Source organism: Nostoc sp. CMAA1605 (genome assembly GCF_021596505.1).
Lineage (GTDB): Bacteria > Cyanobacteriota > Cyanobacteriia > Cyanobacteriales > Nostocaceae > Trichormus.
The window spans coordinates 35,001-60,339 of the sequence record NZ_PJIZ01000056.1 but is presented as its reverse complement, the minus strand read 5'-3'; the positions used below and the strand labels follow the sequence as shown (position 1 = coordinate 60,339).

Sequence of the window (25,339 nt, the reverse complement as noted above, 5' to 3'; positions counted from 1 at the left end):
CGAAGAAGCGATCGCTGATTAATTTGGAAATTGCCCGGCCTGTAGATGCTGTAGAATTTGACAGTAATCAGGCAAAAGTGGCTTTGTTGCGTGTCCCCGATAAACCAGGGGTTGCAGCTAAGTTATTTGGGGAAATTTCCCGACAACAGGTAGACGTAGATTTAATTATTCAATCAATTCATGAAGGTAATAGTAATGATATTGCCTTTACAGTCACCACACCCATATTAAAACGTGCCGAAGCAGTGCCTCAGCCATTGCGCCAGCTTTGCGGAGTAAATGCTAATCCCAACACTGACGAAGCTGAGGTAATGGTAGAACAAGACATTGCCAAAGTCAGTATTTCCGGTGCAGGGATGATTGGCCGTCTGGAGTCGCCGCCAAGATGTTCGCCACTCTGGCTGCGGCTGGGGTGAACATCCAAATGATTTCTACCAGTGAGGTGAAAGTTAGCTGTGTAATTGATGCCAGTGATGGCGATCGCGCCGTAGCGGCATTATGTCAAGCTTTTGAAATAGTAGCTTCCCCCGCTTCCCCAATTTCCCTAACTTCCCCAACTGCGCCTCCGGTGCGTGGTGTAGCTTTAGATTTAAATCAAGCGCGGTTGGCAATTCGTCAAGTCCCAGATCGTCCAGGAATGTCGGCTAAATTGTTTGGCATTTTGGCAGAGCATAACATCAGCGTAGACATGATTATTCAATCTCAACGCTGTCGGGTAATTGATGGTGTAGCGAGACGAGATATTGCTTTTACAGTCCCCCGTATGGATGGAGAAAACGCACTTCAACTACTCACAACCGCCGCGACAGACTTAGGATGGGGCGATGTCATTTTAGATAGTGCGATCGCAAAAGTCAGTATCGTTGGTGCAGGGATGGTAGGACAACCAGGTGTAGCCGCGAAAATGTTTGACGCACTAGCTAAACACCAAATTAATATCCAAATGATTGCCACGTCAGAGATTAAAATCAGCTGTGTCGTCTCTCAAGAACAAGGCGTACAAGCTTTGCAAGTCATTCACGCCGCTTTCGATTTAGCTGGTAGTGAGAAATTCGTTGTACCTGCGTAAGTGGGAATGAGGCATTGGGCATCGGGCATTGGGCATTGTGAGACAAGGGAGGCAGGGGAAGAAAAACTATTGACTAATGACTAATGACTAATGACTAATAACTATTGACCAATCACAATGCTGGGGTTCCATATAATGTCAAAGATAGGAAAAAATCTGCTATAAAAATTGCTACCCAGGTGGTAACAACTGCTGTTGTAGCAGATTCTCCTACTTCTTTTGCGCCGCCTCTGGTTGTTAAACCCCAGCTACAACCATTAATTGAAACTATTGCTCCGAAAATTAAACCTTTGAGCAAAATAGTAAATATATCTTTGGTTTCTAAAAAATCTTGGACTGAATTTAAAAATATTTCTGGAGTCACTTGATAAAATTGTGCAGCTGCAAAAATGCCGCCCATGATGCCTATAACTAATGAAAAAATCATCATGAAAGGCATCATTAAACAACAAGCAATAACTCTGGGTAAAACTAGATAATCAATAGGGTTGGTTTTCAGCATATATAGCGCGTCAATTTGTTCTGTGACACGCATTGCACCAATTTCCGCCGCAAAAGCAGAACCCACTTGTCCAGCAATAATACTCGCTGTCAAAATCGGGGCTAATTCTCGACAAAATGCTAAAGCAAACGCACCGCCAACAGTGCTAACAGCACCAAATTTTACTAATTCTCTAGCAGTTTGAATAGTAAAAATCATGCCGGAAAAAACACTCACTAACAAAACTGGGGATATGGAAGCTGGCCCCGCAGTTACCATATGATCGATTATTTTGCGGTAGTAAGTCTTTCCTTGAATTAAACGTAAACAAACTTGACCAAAAAGTAACACTGTGGCAAAACAGCGTACAATCCATAATTGCTCTAAGTTTTTTTGGTGTGGCAATTTTACTACTGATTGAATGTTTCTGTGGAAATTTATTACTTTTCTAGTTAGCCTAATATCAACATCATAGGCTATTTTTCTATACTATTTTTTATTTTTATCATTATTTAAACAATAAAATTAATACCAATTCGCAATTAAGAAATTCAGATACTATTTGGGTTTCGAGCTTGGCATCTGTTGTTTAATTTTGGAGAATTGGTATAACATATCAATAATTAGCCTAAAAAACGTTTTACTAATTCTCTTTAAAGAGAAACAACATGATTTTGCGATATAGCAACATACCTCAAAAGAATCTCTGTGTATCTCTGCGCTTAACTCCGCGTGCCTTGGCTTAAAAAAATAAAATCAGCTTTTTTTATCTCATAAAAAATCCCTGTTAGTTAACTAAACAGGGCGTGGAAATTCAAAAAATCGTGTAATTCCTATCTAGCGATCGCCAATTATCAAGTGTGAAATATCACAGTTAGTAAAGGCACAAATGCTAAGAAAAATGTATGCCAAGATGGTAATTTCATTTCTGGAGTGGTGGTGACTGGTGTGAGTAAAGCTTCAATTCTTTGTTCTAAGCGTTCCCCAGAACCATCACCTAATGCTGCACAGCAAATTTCAGAGTGAGCAAATGCAGAACCATTACTGACTACTAATAAAAGTGATTCTGCTAGCACTAAGGGGTCTACTTGAGATGCAGCGTAATGATCAGCCCGTAGTTCTCGCAGCACTAACAATTCTTGCCATAATGGTTCGGTGTTGGGTAGCCAAGCTGTACAGGTGCGTATCCAACCCAGCCAGAAAAACCAAAATGTATCTTTGTAGTGATGATGTCCTTGTTCGTGTGCTAAAACGCTTTCTACATGGTCTGGAGAGAGTGTTTCTAATAGTCCTTGACTAACTACTAATTCTGGCTGCCAAAAACCAATTTGACCAGCAAATAAAGCCTGTGTATTCAATATTCTGATGGGTTTACCTGCAAAATTCACCAAGGGACAATTCCGGGCAGATTGTAGCGATCGCCAACCTTGGTAAGCTAATTTGAGGCACAAACTTGAAAAAATGCTCAAAACCATCAAAGCTAGGCAATAGCTCAACCAACCAGTGTACATCCCCCCCATTTGACCCTGCGGCCCCATACACAATAGGGCGATCGCGGTCATGAAAATTAGCAAGGGTGGGAATAGGAACAAAAACAGCGATCTTCGCCAGCGTATTTCCCAACTACCTGGTGAATGCACTTGGTAGCAGCGTAATATCAACGCTACTACCAAAGTAATGACAATCATTAGTAGGTGCATTATTGTTCCTCCCTGGCTTGGCGTGCTGCTTGAATGCGTTTAGCGATCGCCGTAATTTGCTCACTAGCTGCTTCATCCAGACTATCAGCAAAAGCTGCCACCACATCAGGATTACCCACAGCTAGAAATTGCTGTAACTGTTCATGGGCTTTAATTACCTGAGCTTGCTGCTTCGACAGTAAAGGCCGCCAATAGAACGCTTTACCTTTTTTATCACAGACTAACCAACCTTTATCAGTGAGGCGACGCAAAACCGTGGTGACAGAAGTGTAGGCTAACTCGCGGTTGGGGTCTGCCAAAATGCGATCGTGAACATCTTTGACTGTAACTGAACCTAATTCCCAAATAATATTTAAGATTTCTGCTTCTAATGGGCCTAGAGACAATTGTTTGGGACGATATTCGGGTAAAGGGGGCATAAATAGGGGTTGGGGATTGGGGACTAGGGACTGGGGATTTGGGCAAGGAAATTATACTTATCTCCTTTGAGTTTATCCCCTATCTTCTTTCAGATTATCTGATGAGGCTCAAGCCATAGCAATCCGAAATTATTGTGTAATAGTTCAAAACTGCATTCTCTGGAAAAAAATCCGTTTTTTTGTAGTTTGATCATCTTCAAAAGTTATATCAAATCAGAATATCTCCAAATTACTCTTCCCCAATCCCCAATCCCCAATCCCTAATCCCCACCACAGAATAACCAATACTCTTGCTTAACGATAAGAAATACTCCGAGATTAAGTGTCATGATGGTGATCACGAGCAATTAGAATGTAATCTCGGCAATAGTTATTGAGAGCAGGTGTATCCAGCGCGTGAAGCTATTTGTATACCATACCCCGGAGCTAACTCCAACTGACAAAGCCCCAGACTGCGCGATCGCAGTTGATGTTTTGCGAGCTACTAGCACTATAGCCACCGTTCTTTCAGCAGGCGGTGAAGCAGTGCAAGTATTCAGTGATTTAGATCAACTCATCTCTGAGAGTGAACAATGGCCGCCACACAAACGGCTACGAGCTGGAGAACGTGGCGGAGGAAAAGTCGCTGGTTTTGAATTAGGTAATTCTCCCCTCGACTGCACACCAGAACTGGTGCAAGGACGACGTTTGTTTATTAGTACCACTAATGGGACTCGTGCTTTAAAACGAGTACAGCACTCACCCACTGTATTGACAGCAGCGTTTATTAATCGCGCCGCCGTTGTCCAATACCTCATAGACAAGCAACCGGAAACAGTGTGGATTGTCGGTTCTGGTTGGGAAGGCAGTTTTTCTCTAGAGGATACAGCCTGTGCAGGTGCGATCGCCCATAGTGTCATTGAGCAATCCCAATTAGCACCAGAAGAATTAGCTGGTAACGATGAAGTGGTTAGTGCGATCGCGCTCTATTCCCAATGGCAAAACAACCTTCTGGGATTATTCCACCATGCTAGTCACGGCCAACGGTTGTTACGCTTAGACTGTCACGAAGACCTGAAATATTGTTCCCAGACTGATATTTTAGCTGTCTTACCCACACAGCAAGAACCAGGTGTATTTAAAAGTCAAACTTAAACAGAAGTAATACCAATTTTGGATTTTAGATTTTAGATTTTGGATTCAAAACCTAGATTCTTAGCCTGTTCCAGAATCTTGAAATCATACTATCTGCCCCAATTTGGTATAAAATCAATAGCTTAATAGCTCCCCTTGTCTTGTTTATTTGCCCCGTCTCGGCAAAGCTTGCCAAGGGTTAAAACGGATGAAAATTTAAATCATGATTTCGAGCCAAATGACATAAGCAAAACTATGTTGAGTCTTGCTTATGCTGATCACCGCCTGATGGTTAGAAATTTTCGTAGTTAGCGATCGCTGTTTTCATCTTATCTAAGACTTCATCGACTGCGATCGCCCCTAATTCGCCAGAAGCACGGGTGCGGATGCTTAAGGCGTTGGTTTCTACTTCCTTAGCACCGATCACTGCCATTACAGGTATTTTATCTTTTTCAGCGTTACGGATTAATTTACCCAGGCGATCGCCACTAGTATCGACTTCTGCACGGATACCCACAGCGCGCATTTTTGCTGCAACATCTTTGGTAAAGTCTAGCTGTGCTTCCCCAACGGGTAACAACCTTGCTTGCACAGGTGCTAACCAGAGGGGAAAGTCTCCCGCGTATTCTTCAATTAAAATCCCAATTAGTCTTTCTAGAGAACCAAAAGGCGCGCGGTGAATCATCACGGGACGTTTGCGACTCCCATCTTCAGCCACATATTCCAAATCAAACCGTTCTGGTAGGTTGTAATCTACCTGCACAGTTCCCAATTGCCATTCCCTATCTAGAGCATCTCTAACTATAAAATCTAGCTTCGGCCCGTAGAAAGCTGCTTCCCCTATACCTTCAAAATGATCCATTCCCAAGGTTTCCACAGCTCGACGGATGGCATTTTCAGCTTGATTCCAAGCTGCATCAGAACCGATATATTTATCGCTAGCTGGGTCACGAAAACTGAGTCTGGCCTTAAAACTTCCCAATCTCAAAGTCTTAATTACCGACAAAATTAGATCCACAACATTGAGGAATTCCTCATCTAATTTTTCTGGGGTAACGAAGATATGAGCATCATCTTGAGTAAAGCCACGGACGCGAGTTAAACCACCCAATTCTCCAGATTGCTCATAGCGGTAAACTGTGCCAAATTCAGCTAACCTTATGGGTAACTCTCGATAAGAACGTAACTCACTCTTATAGATTTGAATGTGGAAGGGACAGTTCATCGCTTTGAGAACAAAGCCTTGCTCATGGGCTGCTGCTTCCTCATTCTCTGCCATCATCGGAAACAGATCATCTTTATATTTCTGCCAGTGTCCAGAAGTTTTAAATAAGTCTACTCTGCCAATGTGCGGTGTAACGACTTGCTGGTAGCCACGCTTTAACTGTTCTTGTTTGAGAAAGTCTTCTAGGATACTGCGTAATAAAGTGCCTTTGGGTGTCCACAAGGGTAAACCAGGCCCTACTTGGTCGGAGAAGATAAATAATCCGAGTTCTTTTCCGAGTTTGCGGTGGTCACGGCGTAATGCTTCTTCTTTGCGTCGCTTGTATTCTGCTAATTGTTCAGGGGTTTCCCACGCCGTCGCGTATATGCGTTGGAGTTGGGCTTTATTTTCATCCCCACGCCAATAAGCACCCGCCACACTTTCTAATTCTATGGCTTTGGGGTTGAGTTCACTGGTATTTTCGATATGAGGCCCTGCACACAAATCCCACCACTCATTACCCAAGTGATAAATTGTGATTGGTTCTGCTTTAATATCTGCCAGGATTTCTAGTTTGTAAGGTTCTTGAATTTCCTGGATACGTTTTTCTGCTTCCTGGCGGCTGACTTCTTCGCGAATGACTGGCAATTTCCTATTGATAATCTTCACCATCTCTTTGTAGATGGCCTTGAGATCCTTATCAGTAAATGGCTCTGGATTATCAAAGTCGTAATAAAATCCGTTTTCAATCCAGGGGCCTATTGTCACTTGCGCCTTGGGAAACAGCTTTTGTACTGCCATTGCCATTACATGAGACGCGGTGTGGCGAATCTTCTTCAAGTTTTCGGATTCGCTAGTACGCGGTAAATACATTTTTTCAGGTTGTGCTGATGCGTTGGGAGCTTGATTAGGCGACATTGGCTGCTGAACCATTGGCGAAGTAATTGCTATTGTAATTAATCAATTACAGTTGTGAAAAATCTACCCAAATATAACACGGGGTTATGGCTAAAGCTGCGATCGCCTGACTGAAGAAGCAGGGGGGCAGGGAGCAGGGGGCAAGAGTAGAGAGTCCATTTTGGATTTCTCCCTCTGCTGCTCTCATAAATCTTCCTGAAGAAATATCTGATAATAATATTAAGAATTGTAAAAAATGTTAATATTGATAAAGAAATTAAAAGAATCGCCCCAAGTATATGCAAGACTCAGAAATACCTGATACAGAAATACTCAAAACTGTACTAGAACCCTTGTTAGAAGACTTTCAGTATTGGTTTGAGCGATCGCGAGACTTCTTAGAAAAACATAGACTCTCATTTATGAATGAACAAGAGCAGTCTGATATGTTATCGCGCGTTAAACAAGCCCAGGCAGAACTCAGATCAGCCAAAATGTTATTCACAGCAACTGATGGACAGGTTGCACTAGATATGGCAACAATTCAGCCTTGGCACAGCTTAGTTACTGAATACTGGATCGTGGCACAACGCTTTCATCATGAGCAATCTCAAATCTAATTAGAGAGGCATCTATCAGGATTTACAAATCGTAGTAATCCCCAATTATCTTTAATATTGTTTTAATAAACAATGCAATGTATCCTATGCTACGATAATTTGAATAAATGTTGACAAAATTAAGCCATCTATACATAGATGTGCTTTAAGCACATCAGACACTAAGCATTGCCAATAAATGATGATAGGCATAGGCGATGCCAACATATTAGATCATGAAATTTTAAAAATTTTTAAAGTTTGCTGCCCTGGAGGAAAAACCAATGCTACACCTGCTCTACATACTAGCTTTTACGATTTTGGCTGTGATAGCTGTTGCTAATTTGATTCGTAATCTCATCATGTTTAGTTTTGATCGTGACACTGTGCGTGGTTACTCCGCCAGAAACTCACAATCTCGAAATCAAGATGGCTTTGGTTACTTAGGAGGAAAAAGTAACTTTACACCACATCCAGAATTATTAGACAGTGCAGGTAATATCATCAAAGAGCCTCTGTTAGTGATGCGTTCTATCAATGTTGAAGATGCACGTCAACAATTAGATGCTCTCTATGAATCTTCTCCAGGACATAAAAGCGAAAAGTCGGAAGAAGCCTAACATCAAAATAGGTTAATTATTTCCTTAATAGTGTAGGTGTGTAAATAAGTCTTAAATAGCAAAAGGCTGAAGGCACAAGGCACGAGACAGATAATTTCAATGTAGGAAGATTTCTGACTCTCATGTTTTTAAAATGCCCGAAAATGTTTTGCTCCAGCTATAGCTGCATTTTATATTTCGTTATGAATTTGGTAATCTTTGACGTTTTATTAGACTTAGTTGATTAACTAAGTCTATTTGTATTTTTACCGGAAATACATACCTATCCAATACGGTTCAGTTAGGTCTAAAATCAGTGTTTGTGAAGTCAGGAAAGTTCGTAGTAAGGACTAAAGTCCTCACTACAAACTATTTTCTTAACTGAGCTTTATTGAATTAAAATCGGGTAATTCCATAGACATTTGTAGGGGCGGGTTCATCGAGATCATCGTTAATTATTCATGATCTTTGATTAACCCGCCCCTACCGAGTCTCCAAAATCCAAAATGATTAGGCTTCAATTACTACGCGCAAATTACCGCGTTTTCTAGCTACACGACAGGCTGTAGTGCTACCAGAACGCTCAAATTCTAAATCTAGAATCGTCGTACCGACTTGCAAATTATGTAAGGACAAGCGATTAATTGATTCTGGTAAAGCCGGGTCAATAATTCGCAAACAGTTATTAGGTGCGTCCGGTACTAAATTTACAATCATTTGCAGTAGCTGAAAAATGCTTCCAGTCGCCCAAGCTTGGGGGGTACAAGCTACAGGATACTGTACAGGTGTATGGTCGCCATTACGCTCATAACCGCAAAAAGTTCGGGGGGACGTTGATAGGGCTGTTGAATTGTCATATCGAATAAAGCTTGGAACAGTTCCAAAGCTTGATCGATTAGACCTAGCGATCGCAATCCTATGGCAATTAAGGCGTTATCATGAGGCCACACCGAACCAATGTGATAACCCATAGGATTATAGGCTGGAGACAAACTGCTTAACGTGCGGATACCCCAACCATTAAACATATCAGGAGCGCGTAACCTTTCGGCAACGCTATAGGCTTTTTCTGGGGTGAAAATGCCCAAATGTAAACAATGACCTGGGTTAGAAGTAATACTATCTACCTGCTTACCATTCCCATCTAAAGCCAAAGCGCAGAAATCTTGGTCTTCTAACCAAAAATCTCGATTAAAACGCTCCTTAAGGCTTCTTGCTTCTTCTTGCCAGCGTTCAGCTAAGTCTATGCGCTTTTTCATCCGCGCAATATCTGCTAGCCGAGTTTTAGCAGCATAAACGTAAGCCTGCACCTCACACAAAGCGATCGCCCCGTTAGCTAATTCTCCCTTGCGGTCTACAATACAATCACCCGAATCTTTCCACCCTTGATTAGTCAGACCCCGTTTAGATTTGCGATAGTAGCTGAGATAACCAGTAGCCTGGAGATTTCGATCAATCCAGCCCATCGCCGCTAGTGCATTTGGCCAAAGTTGTTCTAAAGTATCTTGATCGTGAGTCCAGGCGTAGTATTCCGCGTATAGCATCAACCATAGGGGAGTTGCATCAACTGTACCGTAATAAGGGGTGTGGGGAATTTCTTGACAACGCGCCATTTCCCCTAAGCGCAACTCATGTAAAATCTTCCCTGGTTCTTCTTCACGCCAGTCATCTTCTACCTTACCTTGGTAAGCTGCCAATAACATCAAAGTTTCTTTGGCAATTTGGGGATTCAGCATCAAAGTTTGGGAAGCAGTAATTAGAGAATCTCGCCCAAATAAAGCGGAAAACCAGGGTACACCAGCCGAGACAGTCTTATTTTCACCGAATGACTGGCGCAGTAAATACATATCCTGTTCTGCACGTTCAATCACGCGATTAAACACACTGGTATCAGCGCGGATGCTGGTAATTTGTTGTACCCAGTGCTGTTCTTCCATCATTTCAGCTGCTTTAGCCTGTCCTAGCGTCACAGCAGCACTCACACTGGAACTAGAAGCATTATTAGTAAACAAATTAATGCGATAGCCCAGTTTTTGGGTAGCATGAGAAGCCAATTCTAACTGCCAAACCGCAGTATAACCTTTGAAATAATCTGGTTTCTGGTACTGGAACTGGATACGAGATTCCATGACTAAACCATCCACACCTTGATACGCCAAGGTTAAAGCATCTTCTTTGGCTGGTGAGGGGTGAGTAGTTATCGGGAATGCACCATCAGGATGAAAAGTGATGAAGTCTTCCGATGTACTGTCTACAAGTCGGAGTAGTTTACCGCGCTTGTCTCTGTCATAACCCCGAACCTCAAACAAATCAGCAAAGTCCGCATCAAAGCTGATACTGAGTTCAAAGGTAACAGGAGTAGTGCCATAGTTAGCAACTTCAATTTCTTCAAATAAAGCACCATTAAGTACCATTTCCCGCCGAATACCCACAGTATCAGCTTTCATCCGGTCATCGATTCTGGGGTTAGTACATAAAACCGATAAAGAAAAACCTCTTTCTGCTGTACTACTCAAAAGAACAGGCGATCGCCCATCAATTTGTAATTCTAAACGACTGAGAAAGCGTGTATCACAGCAAAATAGCCCCATGCTGAGATTACCGCCATCATGCAGGGAACAGCCGGAAATGTTCCCCATTGTATCCGTCACCAAAAATAGATCATCATCTTTTACAGTCAGTGTTGGCTGTGGTCTTTCACTCACCACACAAGGCCACTCTGAAATCGGTATCTGTTCAGCAGGAAGATATGTTTTTCCGTCCAATAGAATTTTTTCCGGGTGTGTCAGAATATCCGGTGTCACGTTGCTTTACTCCGAATTCCAAATTCAAAATTTAAAAAGCTTTAATCTCGGTCTAATATGGGGGTTGTGGGTGGCATTTTGGGTTGTAGCTAATTAATGCTGCATCTTATTGAAGATTACAGTCATATCAATTCACTCAAATCATGAAATAGACGTAAAACATGGGTTTCTTAGTGAGTGAATTTTGAATTGGGATGAATCCCAATTTACAAGCACAAATCTTTATCAATGTATATTGTTTACATTGGAAGTCAACAGGCAAAAAGCTTGATTTTTGGCGGCTATAAGTCAAGAAGAGTAATCACCACTTACATTAGTCTAGATACTTATCTAGGCTAGTGCAGAATCTCAATTTTGACAGAAACTGAAAATAGTCATCCCAATTTTGAATTGAAAGCCTAGATTCATAGCCTATTCCAGAATCTAGAAACAATCATACTTATTTCCATTTGGTATCTAATACTAGGATTCCTATTTGATTTTTGAAAAGAACTCAGTACACTTCGATTCCTTCCTGTTCCTCCGAAGTTCTGAGCGGAGTTTTCCTCCGCTCAGACTTCTCTCTGTTCCCTTTTCCCTCCCTACGCAAATAATTTCAGGAATCAAAGCGGATTCCTATATGTCGTAAGTATATTTACATACACTCACATAAATCATCATCTGCGGGTTTTTAGCTGGACAAAAAGTAAGATTTTGTGTAAATCGACAACTTTAAGTTAACAAACTTCTCCCTAGCTGGATAGGAGAGCTGTTCGAGAATGTATATTGGGCTTAGTAGCCTACTTTATTTAAATAATCACGATGCCAGCAAATGGATTACAAAACTTAGATGCCAATCGAATTAGTTGCGATTTGTCCATTCTCAAGACACATCACAACTGTAACGACAAAATATATTGCCGTTTTTGCTCTGTTAACTCTAGGTTTTAACTCTCTAAAACTGATCAGCACTCCCAAAAAGGAGAAAAAAGTAAATCACTGCTAACTCCTGAAGAGTGTTGTTCAAATTTATTTACATCTTGCATCTGTCTACTTCATACCAGACAGTGGCAACCTGTAAAATGCAGCTGTGACGTGGATGTTGTTCAGATTGGGCTTTTTAACAGATATTCATGAGCATTTCGACTTCCGTGCTGAGTGATTTGCTACAGTCCCTACCTTACCTGCGGCCCCAGCTATACTTTAAAGCTTCGTTAACGGCCCTCTCCCACGCAATGGAAGATCAGGTGTTGGCTGCGACTTTAGACCAACCGCTAATAATTGCTAGTTTTCAAAGAGAGAGATTCTATCGCCAAGAAGCTCACCGTTATCAGCGTTTGTCGCAAAGAAGTAATCAAATATACGTTCTGTCTGCGCCGGAAACGGATTTTACCAATAGTTCTGAATACTATGAGAAGGTAGCATTTGAACCAGATGATGCTTTAACTCAAGAGTGGCACTTAGTAGTTATTGCTGATAACTATGCTACTTGCTTAGTGTGTCGGGAAAGCCTGGGGTCGATCGCCAAAAATCGGCAAATACCTGATTTGCTACCGAGTTTGGATATGGACACGGGGAGACGATTTGAAGGTATTTGGACATCAGAACGGGGAGTCAGTATTAAAGCCGCGCAGTTGCTTCTAGACAGGATTTTAGTGTATAGACCAGACTTGGCGAGCAAAGTGGAGAAAGCCCGCCAAAGATTCGGTATAGGGGGTAATAAAGCTTATTACTCCAACTTGATTACTGAATACGCTTGTGATATTGATACAGATCCTTTTGTACAACGCTTAGTTACCTATCTGCAAGCTAGTCAGTACAAATTACACAAAGCTTATCGCTCCATTGCTGCCCAAGCCCGCAAAGAACGTTTAATTAATTCCATTAGTACAGCAATTAGGCGATCACTAGACCCCCATGAAGTGCTACAAATCGCCGCCCAAGAACTAGGACAGCACTTAGGGGCTAGTCGTTGTCTGATTTACCGCGCTCAAGCTTCTGAAGCTCAAGCCACTATCGAACATGAGTTTTTAACCCCTGGGATAGTGTCAATTGCTGGACAAACTTGGGAGTTAAAGCAAAATCCCCTCTTCCAAGCAGTGGTGGATCATGGTGAGGGTGTCTATGTGAGTGACACCATGAATGATGCTCGTGTTGCTAAGTCTCCCACACTGTCTGCCACTGTGAGGAAATTTGCCGTGCGTTCCTGGTTGATTGAGCCGGTATTGTTCCAAGGGCGACTGTTAGGAATTGTGGAACTCCATTACTGCACCTTGCCGCCCCACCAATGGCAACAAAGTGAACTAGACTTAGTAAAAGCGATCGCTACTCAAATCGGTGCGGCTTTAATGCAGGCTGAAGCCTACGCCAACTTAGAAGAACTCAACCAGCAGCTAGAAGCCCTAGACCGTACCCGTAGCAACCTCATCGCTATTACTGGACACGAACTCCGCACTCCCTTATCGACGATTCAAGTGTGTCTGGAAAGTCTCGCCACTGAACCAGATATGCCCTTAGAATTGCAGCAAGTAATGCTCAACACGGCTTTAGCAGACTCAGAACGGATGCGAAAGCTGGTGCAAGACTTCCTCACCCTGTCTAACTTAGAAAGCGGCCGCGTGGAATGGCATCCAGAATCCCTGACTTTGCAGGAATGCGTAGATTTAGCCCTCAGCCGCATTCGCGCCCGTCCTACCGTCGAAAAACCCCCCGCTATCACAGCCCAAATCGCCCATAACCTACCTTTAGTGAGAGCCGATGGTGATTGGTTGGTGGAAGTTTTAGCTAAACTCGTCGATAATGCCTGTAAATTTACCCCCACTCAAGGTCAAATAATTATCAGTGCTGACCAAAATAGCAGCCAGATGGTAGAAGTCGCCGTCATCGACACAGGACGGGGTATTGAACCTAATCTTCTAGAAATCGTCTTTGACCGTTTCTACCAAGAAGAAGGCGCATTACGACGAACTGCCGGTGGTACAGGACTAGGTTTAGCCATCTGTCGGCAAATCGTCAACGGCTGGGGCGGGACAATTTGGGCAGAATCCAACGGTAAAGACCAAGGCAGTCAGTTTCATTTCACCATCCCGATTGTTCAAGCCAGCAAAGAGGAAAACAAATCAAAAGTCAAGAGTAAAAAATAGTCAATAGTCCATATTCCCAAAAACTATAAGAATAATTGACTATTGACTGATGACTAATGACTAATGACTAATAACTAATCACTAACGACTGTTACAGACTGTGACACGATCGCAATATGATCGTGATGGCGGTGTTAGGATGCCCTAAAAACGTTGAGAGAATCCCTTATGGCAGAAACACTTTCTGGAAAAACTCCACTGTTTGCTGGCAGCACTGGTGGCTTGCTCACCAAAGCTCAAGTAGAAGAAAAATACGCTATCACCTGGACTAGCCCCAAAGCGCAGGTTTTTGAACTACCCACCGGCGGTGCAGCTACCATGCACGCAGGCGAAAACCTGTTGTACTTGGCGCGGAAAGAATATGGTATCGCTCTAGGCGGTCAACTCCGTAAATTTAAAATCACAGACTACAAAATTTACCGGATTCTCCCCAGTGGCGAAACCACTTTCATTCACCCAGCCGACGGCGTATTCCCAGAAAAAGTGAATCCTGGTCGTGAGAAAGTCCGTCACGTTCCCCGCAGCATTGGGGAAAATCCCAGCCCTTCACAAGTCAAGTTCTCTGGTAAAGCTACCCATGATGTGTAGAGACTAGGGACTAGGGACTAGGGACTAGGTACTAGGTACTGGGTAAAAGCAGAGGAATAGAGGATTAGAGGAAATATCATCCTCTATATCCCATGCCTAATGCCCCATGCCCCATGCCCAATCCCCAGTCCCCAATCCCCAATCCCCAATCCCCAAATTATGCCTATGATTTTCCCCGATTTTTCCGAATTTTCTCAGCTAGCTCTCCAAGGTAATTTTGTCCCTGTGTATCAAGAATGGGTAGCCGACCTCGATACACCTGTTTCGGCTTGGTACAAGGTTTGTGCGGGACAACCCTACAGTTTTTTGCTGGAGTCGGTGGAAGGGGGGGAAAAAATCGGGCGATATAGTTTACTCGGTTGTGATCCGCTATGGATTCTAGAAGCCAGGGGTGACTCTACCACCCAAACCCACCGCGATGGTTCTCAGGTGGTGTTTACAGGCGACCCATTTACAGCTTTAGCCAATTGTCTTGAGCCTTTTGTCCCTGTCAAATTACCCCAATTACCCCCAGGAATCGGGGGATTGTTTGGTTTTTGGGGTTATGAGTTGATTCGCTGGATTGAACCGCGTGTTCCTGTCCATCCCCAAGATGAACGCAACATTCCTGATGGCTTGTGGATGCAGGTAGACCACCTATTAATTTTTGACCAGGTAAAGCGGAAAATCTGGGCGATCGCCTATGCTGATTTACGCGACCCCCAAGTAGATTTAAAATCGGCATATGAAAAAGCTGGCGATCGCGTCACTCAGATGGTCAGCAAGTTATCTTTGCCCTTATCACCACAAAAAACTATTCTGGAGTGGACACCACCCAATCAAGCCAAAGTTTCCCAAGCACCAGAATATAGCAGCAATTTCACGCCTCAAGAATTTTGCGCTAGTGTCCAAAAGGCTAAGGAATACATCAAAGCCGGAGATATTTTCCAAGTCGTCATTTCTCAACGCCTCTCGACACAATACACAGGCGATCCTTTCTCTTTGTACCGTTCCCTACGGCAAATTAATCCTTCGCCTTACATGGCTTATTTCCACTTCCAAGACTGGCAAATTATCGGTTCTAGTCCTGAGGTCATGGTAAAAGCCGAACGGGATGCAGACGGAGGAATTATCGCCACTGTACGTCCCATTGCGGGAACGCGTCCACGGGGGAAAACGACTCAAGAAGATTTAGCTTTAGCCACAGATTTATTACAAGACCCCAAAGAAATCGCCGAACACGTCATGTTAGTGGATTTAGGACGCAATGATTTGGGGCGTGTTTGTGAAAGTGGTAGTGTGAAAGTTGATGAATTGATGGTAGTGGAGCGTTATTCCCATGTAATGCACATTGTCAGCAATGTGGTGGGGAAATTAGCCTCTCATAAAACCGCTTGGGATTTATTAAAAGCCTGCTTCCCAGCTGGGACAGTGAGTGGCGCACCCAAAATTCGGGCGATGGAAATTATCAACGAATTAGAACCAACTCGCCGGGGTGTATATTCGGGAGTCTATGGTTATTACGATTTTGAAGGACAATTAAATACTGCGATCGCTATTCGCACAATGGTAGTTAAAGACCATACCGTCACTGTACAAGCTGGTGCTGGCTTAGTTGCAGATTCTGAACCAGAAAAGGAATATGAAGAAACTTTAAACAAAGCCAGAGGTCTACTCGTTGCCATTCGTTCTTTACGCTGACTACAGTAGCAACACCAGTCACTATATCTCAAGGCAACTTTGTGCTAGCTAGAAAAAGGGGTGTAGGGGTGTAAGGGTATAAGGGTATAAGGGTGTAAGAGAAAGACTTTTTCATGTTTTCTGGTTTACGCAGTTCATGACGGCTACTTGCTTAAAGTCAGCACATTTTCTGCAACTAAACAAAGATCAGCCACAGCATATTTAATCACTACTGAACTTTGGGTAGCATTGCAAGAACTCTTGAGGTTGAGTGTCTTGCTATGATCCTTAATTAATCTTGCTTGGTAAGTGTAAATTGAATCACTTTTAGTCGCAAAAGTTAATTCCCCCAGCAATGTATTGTTGTCTAAACTTTGCTCTAAAATTTTGCCTGCAACTTTATAGTTAAACCAATTCCATCCCTGACTGAGCATTAAATCTCTTTCTAAAACTTGTAATGCGGGGTGTAAAATTCCCCAGCCTCTATAAACTGACTTCAAGTTTTGAATATCGCCTGTACGTGTCAGTATTACTTGAAAAGAATTCTCGTTTAATTGCCCATAATACCTACCTTCAGGTAAGTCGATAGCTGTAGGTGCAAACCGATGTCCACCAAAATGACTAGACCTCCAAACCCTCACGTTTTCTAAACTTAGATTAGTAATTGTATCTTGGGCGTAAAAATAAAAAGGATTACCATACCTAGCACAGCACTTATCATAACTACCGTGGGTACATATTAAAATATCTCTGGCAATATGAGTTTCTATTTCAAAATCTGGCGTTTTTCCCCATAAACATTGTTTAACAACAGATGCCACCTGATCAATATTACTAAGTTTAAATTCATGTTTAATATACCCAGAACTTAAACCTATTTGTTTTTGGTAAATCAATAGGGTTGTGTGTTCTGCTTTATGAGTGTAATCATTAGCAATTAAAAGAAATCTTACCGGTAATTTAGTTTTATTTACTTCTTCTACTAATATCTGCAAATTATGTGGAATCCACTTAGAACTAAAAGCATTTGTCATCCAAGGTAAAGGACATTCAACTAGTATGTAGGTTTGATAGTCAGTAGCACTACCAATGACTTCTTCTCCTAGTTGACGTGTAGCATCAGAACAAAAAAAACTATTCATTAATCCCTACAAAATGATGATGGTTTTAAACAAGGTTTTAAGTCAATAATTGTAAGCACAAATACAATTATTGGTTCAGAAGATTTTCACCCTTATCCACGTAGCCACTTTATAGCATTCTTTCTCAAAAACGTCCTCTCTATTAAGAAAAATTCCAAAATAGAAAATACGTAAATTTTTCACTTTTTCTAGTAAAGAATACTAGATGTGGAAATTTTATAAAGTTTTCATGCTTACATAAATTCCTAATCTCTTCATCCAATTATTATCAAAGAGCTTAATTAACTGTGTATTTATATGTAATGGCTTGGTATTAAAATTTTTCAATAAAACATATCCTCTTGGCATAAAAATTGTTAAAAATTAATATTTTCATCATTCAAGACTTCTGAAGACTTTTGTTGACACAATCAGTCATGTAATTTAGTGCTGTTACAGGAATACATCAAAATATTGAGAAATTTTCTCAATAAATAGGCAAAAAAATATTGAGTGAATCAAGACATCTAGAAATAAATAATTTCCCCATCAATAAAGATGAGTAAAGCCTGATCAGTCTATTTCAGACATTCTTGCCTCTAGTTCATCGAAACTAAACGCACATACATTTAGCTACTCAGGAAATACTCCTGTTCACTGAATCTCAATTTTTTGATGATGGGGTTTTTATGTACCCTACTTAAATTTAACGGAAATTAGAGACTAATGCAATAATTTGCTGACATTTGGATGAATTATTTATCAATGAAAATCATAGAAAGCTTTGTCAATCAAGCATTATAGCAGCTTATTGATTTTCAGATGAGTCATTGAAAATCTCAATTTAGTCAATAAATATTATCAATAGTGAGATAGAGTCGGAGTCTTTAATTACTCACTCTATGAACTCACATTCCTCTCAGGCATCCGCTTTTGAGGTATGTTACTGTTTTAAACCAAATCTAGACTATGTGGTAAAAACTATGAAGTTGATTTTAGCCCTCGATTTTGGTGGGACAAAACTAGCAGCAGGTATAGTGAATGCAGACTCTAGGGAATGGTTAAACTATGAACGTCGCTTTTCTCCCCCTAATGCCGATGCTAACACAGATTTAGAGATCATGCGATCGCTCATTCATTCTCTGCTCCAAGATGCCACACCTTCAGCCATTGGTGTCAGTTTTGGAGGCCCTGTAGATGCAACCACAGGAACAGTCAGGCTATCTCATCACGTTCCTGGCTGGGAAAATATTCCTCTAAAAAACTTGCTAGAAGAAGATTTTGGCGTACCTACCAGTGTAGATAATGATGCCAATGTTGCGGCTTTAGGTGAACAAAAATTTGGTGCAGGTCAAGGATACGATAGCTTGTTTTACATCACTGTCAGCACTGGTGTGGGTGGTGGTTGGATACTCAACGGTAAACCGTGGCGGGGTGCAGTTGGGATGGCTGGTGAAATCGGTCATATGGTTGTAGACAAAAATGGCCCTGTATGTCTGTGTGGGAAACGGGGATGTGTAGAACGTTTGGCATCAGGCCCTTACATGGCAAAAGATGTGAAAAACTATCTATTAAACCAACCAGATCAACAGAACACTACAGAAGGATTAATATTAAGAACTCTAGTTAACAATAATGTAGATTTAATTACAGGAAAAATTATTAGTGAAGCTGCTTCACAAGGTGATCAACTAGCAAAAAAGACCTTGCTCAATGGTGCATGGGCTTTGGGTGTAGGTATTGGTAATGCCGCCAATTTAATTAATCCTCAACGTTTTATTTTAGGTGGAAGCGTCACCAAAGCTGGTGAACTTTGGTGGAGTATGTTACAAAAAACCGCGAGAGAAACCGCTTTACCAGAAGTATCATTAGAAATTGTACCCGCCGCATTAGCAGATGACGCGCCATTATGGGGTGCGGTAGCCTTAGCCCAAGAAATTCTCATTCGGGAATAAATGAGAAACTATTCCCTATTCCTACCAAAGAACTTTTTCAGTCAACATTGACTAAACAGCAGAAGACTTACTCTCTGCTACCTGAATAAATGACTCAAACTCTTTCTGTGGTGTCCACTGAATAGCACCATCTTGCGCTGTTAAAAATATTTTAGTTGAGGTTTTATTCAGTTCAGCTAGAGTGCTAGAGTTAACATTGCCAGCAGATGCGATCGCTACCTGTGGTTTTAAGGCTGTCACTAAATCTTTCAGCGATTCCGCCTGACACCACAGCACTTGCGGACTAGGCCAGCTACCAGCCTTCATAATTCTCTGCACTTCTTGTGGTTTGACATCTCCTACCAATAACCAACTTTGTCCTAAAATCTGCAATTGTAAAATGGGTTGTTCATTAATTAGTTGAGCAATTGTCGAACCTGTATTTATGGTTTGTCCTACAGGTAATATTTGATAAATTCCCTGACGCTTTTGTAATTCCTGCTGCACTATTTGACTAGTGATATCATTATTTTTGTTAATGGCATAAGTAGAAAAATTTTTGATTGGCATTTGTTGTAAAACTTCTAACCAAGCATCATTTTCATTATTTTGAAAATCAGTAGCGATCGCCCAATCAATCCGATTCACACCCTGTTGTTGTAAAAACGGTAAAATCGTAAATCTTCCTGTACCTTCATCACCGCTATTAATAACGGTAACAATACCTTTATCTTGAATCACTAAAACTGGTTCTGCTTTGGCTTCTAACACAGTGATTCTCATTAATGTACTGGCTGAATGCCAAGCCGGAAATATTACTAAACCTACAGCAATAAAGCCAGCAAACCACCAGCGTTTTTGCCACCAGCGTACCAACCAAACTAACAATATTAATATATAAATAATCAATAACTGCCAAATTGATATACTCCCCAAAACTAAGGAATTGCCTGGTAACTGACTGAAAGCTTCCACTAATTTAATTAACCAAAGTGTGGGGTAATGTAATAAACTCGCCAATGCACTGCCAATTTCAGGGAACATTAACCCGGCGATCGCACTAATAATTCCACCAATACTAATAACCGAAATTAATGGTGTGGTAATAATATTGAGTAGCAAACTGTAAGCAGGGATAACACCAAAAACGCATAGTTGCACTGGTAAAGTCCAAATGGTAGCAGCTAAAGGTACAGCAATCAAAGATGCGATCGCTGATGGTAGCCAATCCAAACGGTTAAGAATGGCTGGTACTGTCACCACTAATCCTAATGTTGCCAAAAAACTCAACTGAAACCCTAAATCCCATATCCACAAAGGATTAAATATTAATAGCAAAGTAGCTGCTAATAGTAATGAACCTAACTGCTTTACCTTCCTATTTAATGCCAATCCTACCAAAGCGGCAAAACCCATAATTACAGCCCGTAGTACCGCCGCCTGAAAACCAGTTAAACTCAAGAAAATAATTAACCCTAATGCACCAAGGGTTATTTGTGTCGCTTTCTTGGCGCGCTTTGTAAGTTGCAAGATCACACTTAAAATTAAGGAAGTTTGAAAACCAGAAGCTGCTAAAGCATGAGCTAAACCTGCTTGGACGAATAAATCACGGATATCATAAGGCAAATCTACCGCCTTGCTACCTAATACCATTGCACTTACAAGCGGCCCTTCAGGAACCTCTAACCATCGCACTTGCGATCGTAAAATCCTATCTCGAATTTGCCACCATCCTAATTTGTTCTCTTCATCTAAAATATTAGTTTGCCGTCCCATTAAACCAGCAAATGTACCTTCTTGTTTGAGAAATTTCTGAAAATCAAAAGCACCAGGATTAGATGCTGCTTTCGGTTTATACAAAACTCCAGTCACCTCTATTTGTTGACCTGGATGTAACCCTGTAATCTGAAGAATTGGTACTGTCACATATAATTTACCGGTTGCTCCTTTTTGCGTATCTTCCTGATCGTTTTCCTTTTTGATTGGATTTTTCACCTCATCTATTTGAGATACATTCAACCAAAATTGTCCCCTTTGACTGCGAGTAACACGAGGACTACTACTAATTTCACCACGCACAATCACTAGTTGTTCTTGATTATTGCTATTCGCTGGTGGAACAAATTGACTAATATCCGTTACTGTTGGTGTTGGTACTCGCCACTGCAAATAAAAACTGGCGAATAATCCCACTATCCCAGCTATTAACCATACTTGTGGTTGAGCAATCCGCCAAATATTAGGTGTTACTTGAACTTTACTTTGAGAATTTACTGATGTCTGCGAAAGTGCTGATGATTTGAGAGAAACTTTTCTAGATAACACAGCACCGATGATTCCTAACAACAAAATCCCTACGCCACTACCAGGAAAATTTGCCAGTAATAATCCAAAGATGTAAGCTAGACAAATAATTGCACCACTAGTCTGAATCATAAAAATTTTATCCCAGCACCCAATCAGAAAATATATAGCCAACTTAAAAAGTGACTTGCAAAGATGCGATTTTACTCTACGGGAAGTTGTGCTACTTGTGTCTACACGTATGGAAAAACTTAAGAATGGTCATCTTAAATAAGATTTAACACCTTAATACTGAAGTATAGTTTATTTTAGATACATACAAACAAAGCCCGCACAGGCGAGCTTGATTAAAATATTTCAGGATTTGATGCCGCTTTATTTGCTCATCACAGTGGTTATATTACAAAGAAATACCCAAATTAAATCCTAGAACTGCATGAAGTAACAAAACACCTAGTGCCACACTCCCTAAATAAGCATGAGCAGCACGTAAGGCTTTTTTATCCCCAGCAAATCCACTTAACGATATCACGCCATTGAGCAGCAAAAGTAATAATACTAAAGAACCTGTCCAAAAATGAGGACTTTCAAACAATGGTTTATGCTGCATCACTAATGACAAAACCCCGCCAGTATAACCACCAGCCAAGAATAAAAACAGCCAGGGTGCTAATTGACGGTGAGCCATTCGACTTTTTAGCGCAGCATCTTTATCTTTATCCTCAAGCAGTTTGCCTCGCCAACCAGCTACACCGACAAAGCTACCAACTACAAAAATCACGATCGCCATCATCACTGGATGTCCCCAATGTACAATCGGTTCGGGTACACCTAGAGAACGAAACCAAGCTGCGATCGGTTCTAGAACCTCACTCCAGTTAAGCATCTTTCACGCACCATGAATATTTGCAAAATTAATTACCTATGATCCTTTCCAAACAGAGAGGATTAAGAAATTTTACCAAGTTTAAACAAATATTAAGCAGTGATACAACCAAAGATGAATTAAAAATAAAATTTGTTGTAGAGGCAGAGATTTAACACGCCTCTCCAAACAATCACAATAGCTGGCAAATACCTCTTCTACTGAGCAACAGAGGCTGTTTTCAACAACGGGAAACCCAACTTCTCTCGTTGCTCAACATATAGATTAGCTACCTTCCGTGCCAAATGGCGAATCCTAGCGATATACCGCGTTCTCTCAGTCACCGATATCACGCCTCTTGCATCCAGCAAATTGAATGTATGCGAACACTTCATTACATAATCCAAGCTAGGCAACACTAATCCTTTCTCTGTTAACTGAGTAGCTTCCTGTTCATACAAGCTAAACAGAGTCAGCAGTAATTCAGGGTTAGACGCTTCAAAATTATATGTACTTTGCTCAATCTCATTTTGCAGAAAAATATCCCCATAACTGATATTGTCTGTCCAATGGATCTTAGTAATTGCCTCCACTTCCTGGAGATACATCGCCAACCTCTCTAAACCATATGTAATCTCAATCGACACTGGACGGCAATCAATACCCCCACATTGCTGGAAGTAAGTAAACTGAGTAATTTCCATCCCATCTAACCAGACTTCCCAGCCCGTACCCCAAGCACCCACTGTCGCATCTTCCCAGTTATCTTCCACAAAGCGAATATCATGATCTTCTGGCCGAATTCCCAATGCCCGCAACGAATCAAGATAAATCTCTTGGATATTATCTGGCGACGGCTTAATTAAAACTTGATATTGATAATAGTGCTGGAAACGATTAGGATTTTCACCATAGCGTCCATCTGTAGGGCGACGACATGGCTCAACATAAGCAACAGACCAAGGCTCAGGGCCTAAAGCCCTTAAAAACGTGTGGGGATTTTTTGTCCCTGCGCCCTTCTCAATATCGTAAGGCTGGGCAATCAAGCAGCCACGCTCAGACCAGAAATGATGGAGAGTAGAGATAACAGACTGGAAATTCACAAGATAGGCTCCAAAGTCAGGAAAGTGCATAGACTATTGTGGCGTAGAAAGCCTGACAGTGGGGAGTTGGAGGGGGGTAAGAAAAAAAGAGACGAAAAAGTTTGGAAAAGGAGTTGACACACCAAGTCGAATTAGATATATTGAATAAGTGCCTGAGAGACGAGCGCGACGAAGCGCAGTCCGGGGCGACCGAACCTTGAAAAAATTATAGTTTGAAAGCCAGAAAAAAACAACTAGCCTGCGTCAAGAAAAATACACACCAGGCTGAGGTGTAGAAAGAGCAGCCAAAAAGAGAGCTAAACAAACAATCTAACAAAACGGAGAGTTTGATCCTGGCTCAGGATGAACGCTGGCGGTATGCTTAACACATGCAAGTCGAACGGAATCTTAGGATTCAGTGGCGGACGGGTGAGTAACGCGTGAGAATCTAGCTCTAGGTCGGGGACAACCACTGGAAACGGTGGCTAATACCGGATGTGCCGGAAGGTAAAAGGCTTGCTGCCTAGAGATGAGCTCGCGTCTGATTAGCTAGTTGGTGTGGTAAGAGCGCACCAAGGCGACGATCAGTAGCTGGTCTGAGAGGATGATCAGCCACACTGGGACTGAGACACGGCCCAGACTCCTACGGGAGGCAGCAGTGGGGAATTTTCCGCAATGGGCGAAAGCCTGACGGAGCAATACCGCGTGAGGGAGGAAGGCTCTTGGGTTGTAAACCTCTTTTCTCAAGGAATAAGATATGAAGGTACTTGAGGAATAAGCATCGGCTAACTCCGTGCCAGCAGCCGCGGTAATACGGAGGATGCAAGCGTTATCCGGAATGATTGGGCGTAAAGGGTCCGCAGGTGGCATTGAAAGTCTGCTGTTAAAGAGTGAGGCTCAACCTCATAAAAGCAGTGGAAACTACAAAGCTAGAGTGCGTTCGGGGTAGCAGGAATTCCTGGTGTAGCGGTGAAATGCGTAGAGATCAGGAAGAACACCGGTGGCGAAAGCGTGCTACTAGGCCGTAACTGACACTGAGGGACGAAAGCTAGGGGAGCGAATGGGATTAGATACCCCAGTAGTCCTAGCCGTAAACGATGGATACTAGGCGTGGCTTGTATCGACCCGAGCCGTGCCGGAGCTAACGCGTTAAGTATCCCGCCTGGGGAGTACGCACGCAAGTGTGAAACTCAAAGGAATTGACGGGGGCCCGCACAAGCGGTGGAGTATGTGGTTTAATTCGATGCAACGCGAAGAACCTTACCAAGACTTGACATGTCGCGAACCTTTCTGAAAGGAGAGGGTGCCTTAGGGAGCGCGAACACAGGTGGTGCATGGCTGTCGTCAGCTCGTGTCGTGAGATGTTGGGTTAAGTCCCGCAACGAGCGCAACCCTCGTTTTTAGTTGCCAGCATTAAGTTGGGCACTCTAGAGAGACTGCCGGTGACAAACCGGAGGAAGGTGGGGATGACGTCAAGTCAGCATGCCCCTTACGTCTTGGGCTACACACGTACTACAATGCTACGGACAAAGGGCAGCTACACAGCGATGTGATGCAAATCCAAGAAACCGTAGCTCAGTTCAGATCGAAGGCTGCAACTCGCCTTCGTGAAGGAGGAATCGCTAGTAATTGCAGGTCAGCATACTGCAGTGAATTCGTTCCCGGGCCTTGTACACACCGCCCGTCACACCATGGAAGCTGGTCACGCCCGAAGTCATTACCTCAACCTTTCGAGGAGGGGGATGCCTAAGGTAGGACTGGTGACTGGGGTGAAGTCGT

General features: G+C 42.2%; 15 protein-coding genes, 1 rRNA gene and 2 pseudogenes (1 of these 18 running past the window's edge). 9 read left to right on the top strand and 9 right to left on the bottom strand.

What is annotated here, in order from left to right:
- Nucleotides 1–1,069: pseudogene (locus CV014_RS18500) on the top strand (ACT domain-containing protein); the annotation flags it as partial.
- A 112-nt stretch (nucleotides 1,070–1,181) separates the two neighbouring features.
- Here the strand turns inward: CV014_RS18500 and CV014_RS18495 are convergent.
- From CV014_RS18495 to CV014_RS18485, 3 genes are all read right to left on the bottom strand, one after another.
- Entirely contained in the window at nucleotides 1,182–1,955 is a 774-nt protein-coding gene (locus CV014_RS18495) for an MlaE family lipid ABC transporter permease subunit (protein ID WP_236143363.1), read from the bottom strand.
- A gap of 449 nt (nucleotides 1,956–2,404) precedes the next feature.
- Nucleotides 2,405–3,250 carry a M56 family metallopeptidase gene (locus CV014_RS18490; protein ID WP_236143362.1) on the bottom strand — a complete coding sequence of 282 codons (846 nt, stop codon included), beginning with the start codon at nucleotides 3,248–3,250 and terminating at the stop codon, nucleotides 2,405–2,407.
- The gene (locus CV014_RS18485) at nucleotides 3,250–3,669 is read right to left on the bottom strand and encodes a BlaI/MecI/CopY family transcriptional regulator (RefSeq protein WP_103139754.1); all 420 of its coding nucleotides are present in this window, start codon (nucleotides 3,667–3,669) and stop codon (nucleotides 3,250–3,252) included. Before CV014_RS18485 ends, CV014_RS18490 begins: the two co-directional genes overlap by 1 nt.
- A gap of 396 nt (nucleotides 3,670–4,065) precedes the next feature.
- Here CV014_RS18485 and CV014_RS18480 point away from each other — a divergent pair, with 396 nt between their 5' ends.
- Nucleotides 4,066–4,803 carry a 2-phosphosulfolactate phosphatase family protein gene (locus CV014_RS18480; protein WP_236143361.1) on the top strand — a complete coding sequence of 246 codons (738 nt, stop codon included), beginning with the start codon at nucleotides 4,066–4,068 and terminating at the stop codon, nucleotides 4,801–4,803.
- Between the two features lie 271 nt (nucleotides 4,804–5,074).
- On the opposite strand, the gene thrS is transcribed toward CV014_RS18480, so the two are convergent.
- Nucleotides 5,075–6,919, bottom strand: a complete 1,845-nt coding sequence (gene thrS, locus CV014_RS18475; RefSeq protein ID WP_236143360.1) for a threonine--tRNA ligase — start codon at nucleotides 6,917–6,919, stop codon at nucleotides 5,075–5,077.
- A gap of 263 nt (nucleotides 6,920–7,182) precedes the next feature.
- Here thrS and CV014_RS18470 point away from each other — a divergent pair, with 263 nt between their 5' ends.
- Together CV014_RS18470 and CV014_RS18465 are read left to right on the top strand one after the other, a co-directional pair.
- Nucleotides 7,183–7,503, top strand: a complete 321-nt coding sequence (locus CV014_RS18470) for a DUF2605 domain-containing protein (protein WP_236143359.1) — start codon at nucleotides 7,183–7,185, stop codon at nucleotides 7,501–7,503.
- A gap of 263 nt (nucleotides 7,504–7,766) precedes the next feature.
- On the top strand, nucleotides 7,767–8,102 hold the full coding sequence (locus CV014_RS18465) for a DUF2973 domain-containing protein (protein WP_236143358.1): 336 nt from the start codon (nucleotides 7,767–7,769) through the stop codon (nucleotides 8,100–8,102).
- Between the two features lie 489 nt (nucleotides 8,103–8,591).
- On the opposite strand, the pseudogene CV014_RS18460 reads toward CV014_RS18465, so the two are convergent.
- Nucleotides 8,592–10,885, bottom strand: a pseudogene (locus CV014_RS18460) (amylo-alpha-1,6-glucosidase).
- A gap of 1,112 nt (nucleotides 10,886–11,997) precedes the next feature.
- Here CV014_RS18460 and CV014_RS18455 point away from each other — a divergent pair.
- From CV014_RS18455 to trpE, 3 genes are all read left to right on the top strand, one after another.
- Entirely contained in the window at nucleotides 11,998–14,007 is a 2,010-nt protein-coding gene (locus CV014_RS18455) for a DICT sensory domain-containing protein (protein WP_236143357.1), read from the top strand.
- A 168-nt stretch (nucleotides 14,008–14,175) separates the two neighbouring features.
- On the top strand, nucleotides 14,176–14,595 hold the full coding sequence (locus CV014_RS18450) for a photosystem I reaction center subunit II PsaD (protein ID WP_103139761.1): 420 nt from the start codon (nucleotides 14,176–14,178) through the stop codon (nucleotides 14,593–14,595).
- A 165-nt stretch (nucleotides 14,596–14,760) separates the two neighbouring features.
- Nucleotides 14,761–16,275 (top strand): anthranilate synthase component I, encoded by a 1,515-nt coding sequence (trpE, locus tag CV014_RS18445; protein ID WP_236143364.1) that lies wholly within the window; start codon nucleotides 14,761–14,763, stop codon nucleotides 16,273–16,275.
- Between the two features lie 143 nt (nucleotides 16,276–16,418).
- On the opposite strand, the gene CV014_RS18440 is transcribed toward trpE, so the two are convergent.
- A complete protein-coding gene (locus tag CV014_RS18440; protein ID WP_236143356.1) occupies nucleotides 16,419–17,396 on the bottom strand; it encodes a sucrase ferredoxin in 978 nt (325 codons plus the stop codon).
- A 962-nt stretch (nucleotides 17,397–18,358) separates the two neighbouring features.
- On the opposite strand from CV014_RS18440, the gene CV014_RS18435 reads away from it, so the two are divergent.
- Entirely contained in the window at nucleotides 18,359–19,330 is a 972-nt protein-coding gene (locus tag CV014_RS18435; RefSeq protein WP_236143355.1) for an ROK family protein, read from the top strand.
- A gap of 51 nt (nucleotides 19,331–19,381) precedes the next feature.
- Here the strand turns inward: CV014_RS18435 and CV014_RS18430 are convergent, their stop codons facing one another.
- From CV014_RS18430 to glyQ, 3 genes are all read right to left on the bottom strand, one after another.
- Complete coding sequence (locus CV014_RS18430) at nucleotides 19,382–21,745, bottom strand: ComEC/Rec2 family competence protein (protein ID WP_236143354.1); 2,364 nt, start codon at nucleotides 21,743–21,745, stop codon at nucleotides 19,382–19,384.
- 268 nt (nucleotides 21,746–22,013) lie between these two features.
- Complete coding sequence (locus CV014_RS18425) at nucleotides 22,014–22,499, bottom strand: DUF4079 domain-containing protein (protein ID WP_236143353.1); 486 nt, start codon at nucleotides 22,497–22,499, stop codon at nucleotides 22,014–22,016.
- A 197-nt stretch (nucleotides 22,500–22,696) separates the two neighbouring features.
- Complete coding sequence (glyQ, locus tag CV014_RS18420) at nucleotides 22,697–23,581, bottom strand: glycine--tRNA ligase subunit alpha (RefSeq protein ID WP_236143352.1); 885 nt, start codon at nucleotides 23,579–23,581, stop codon at nucleotides 22,697–22,699.
- Between the two features lie 314 nt (nucleotides 23,582–23,895).
- Between glyQ and CV014_RS18415 the strand changes: the two genes are divergently transcribed.
- Nucleotides 23,896–25,339: ribosomal RNA gene (locus CV014_RS18415) — 16S ribosomal RNA — on the top strand; it runs 44 nt beyond the window's last position.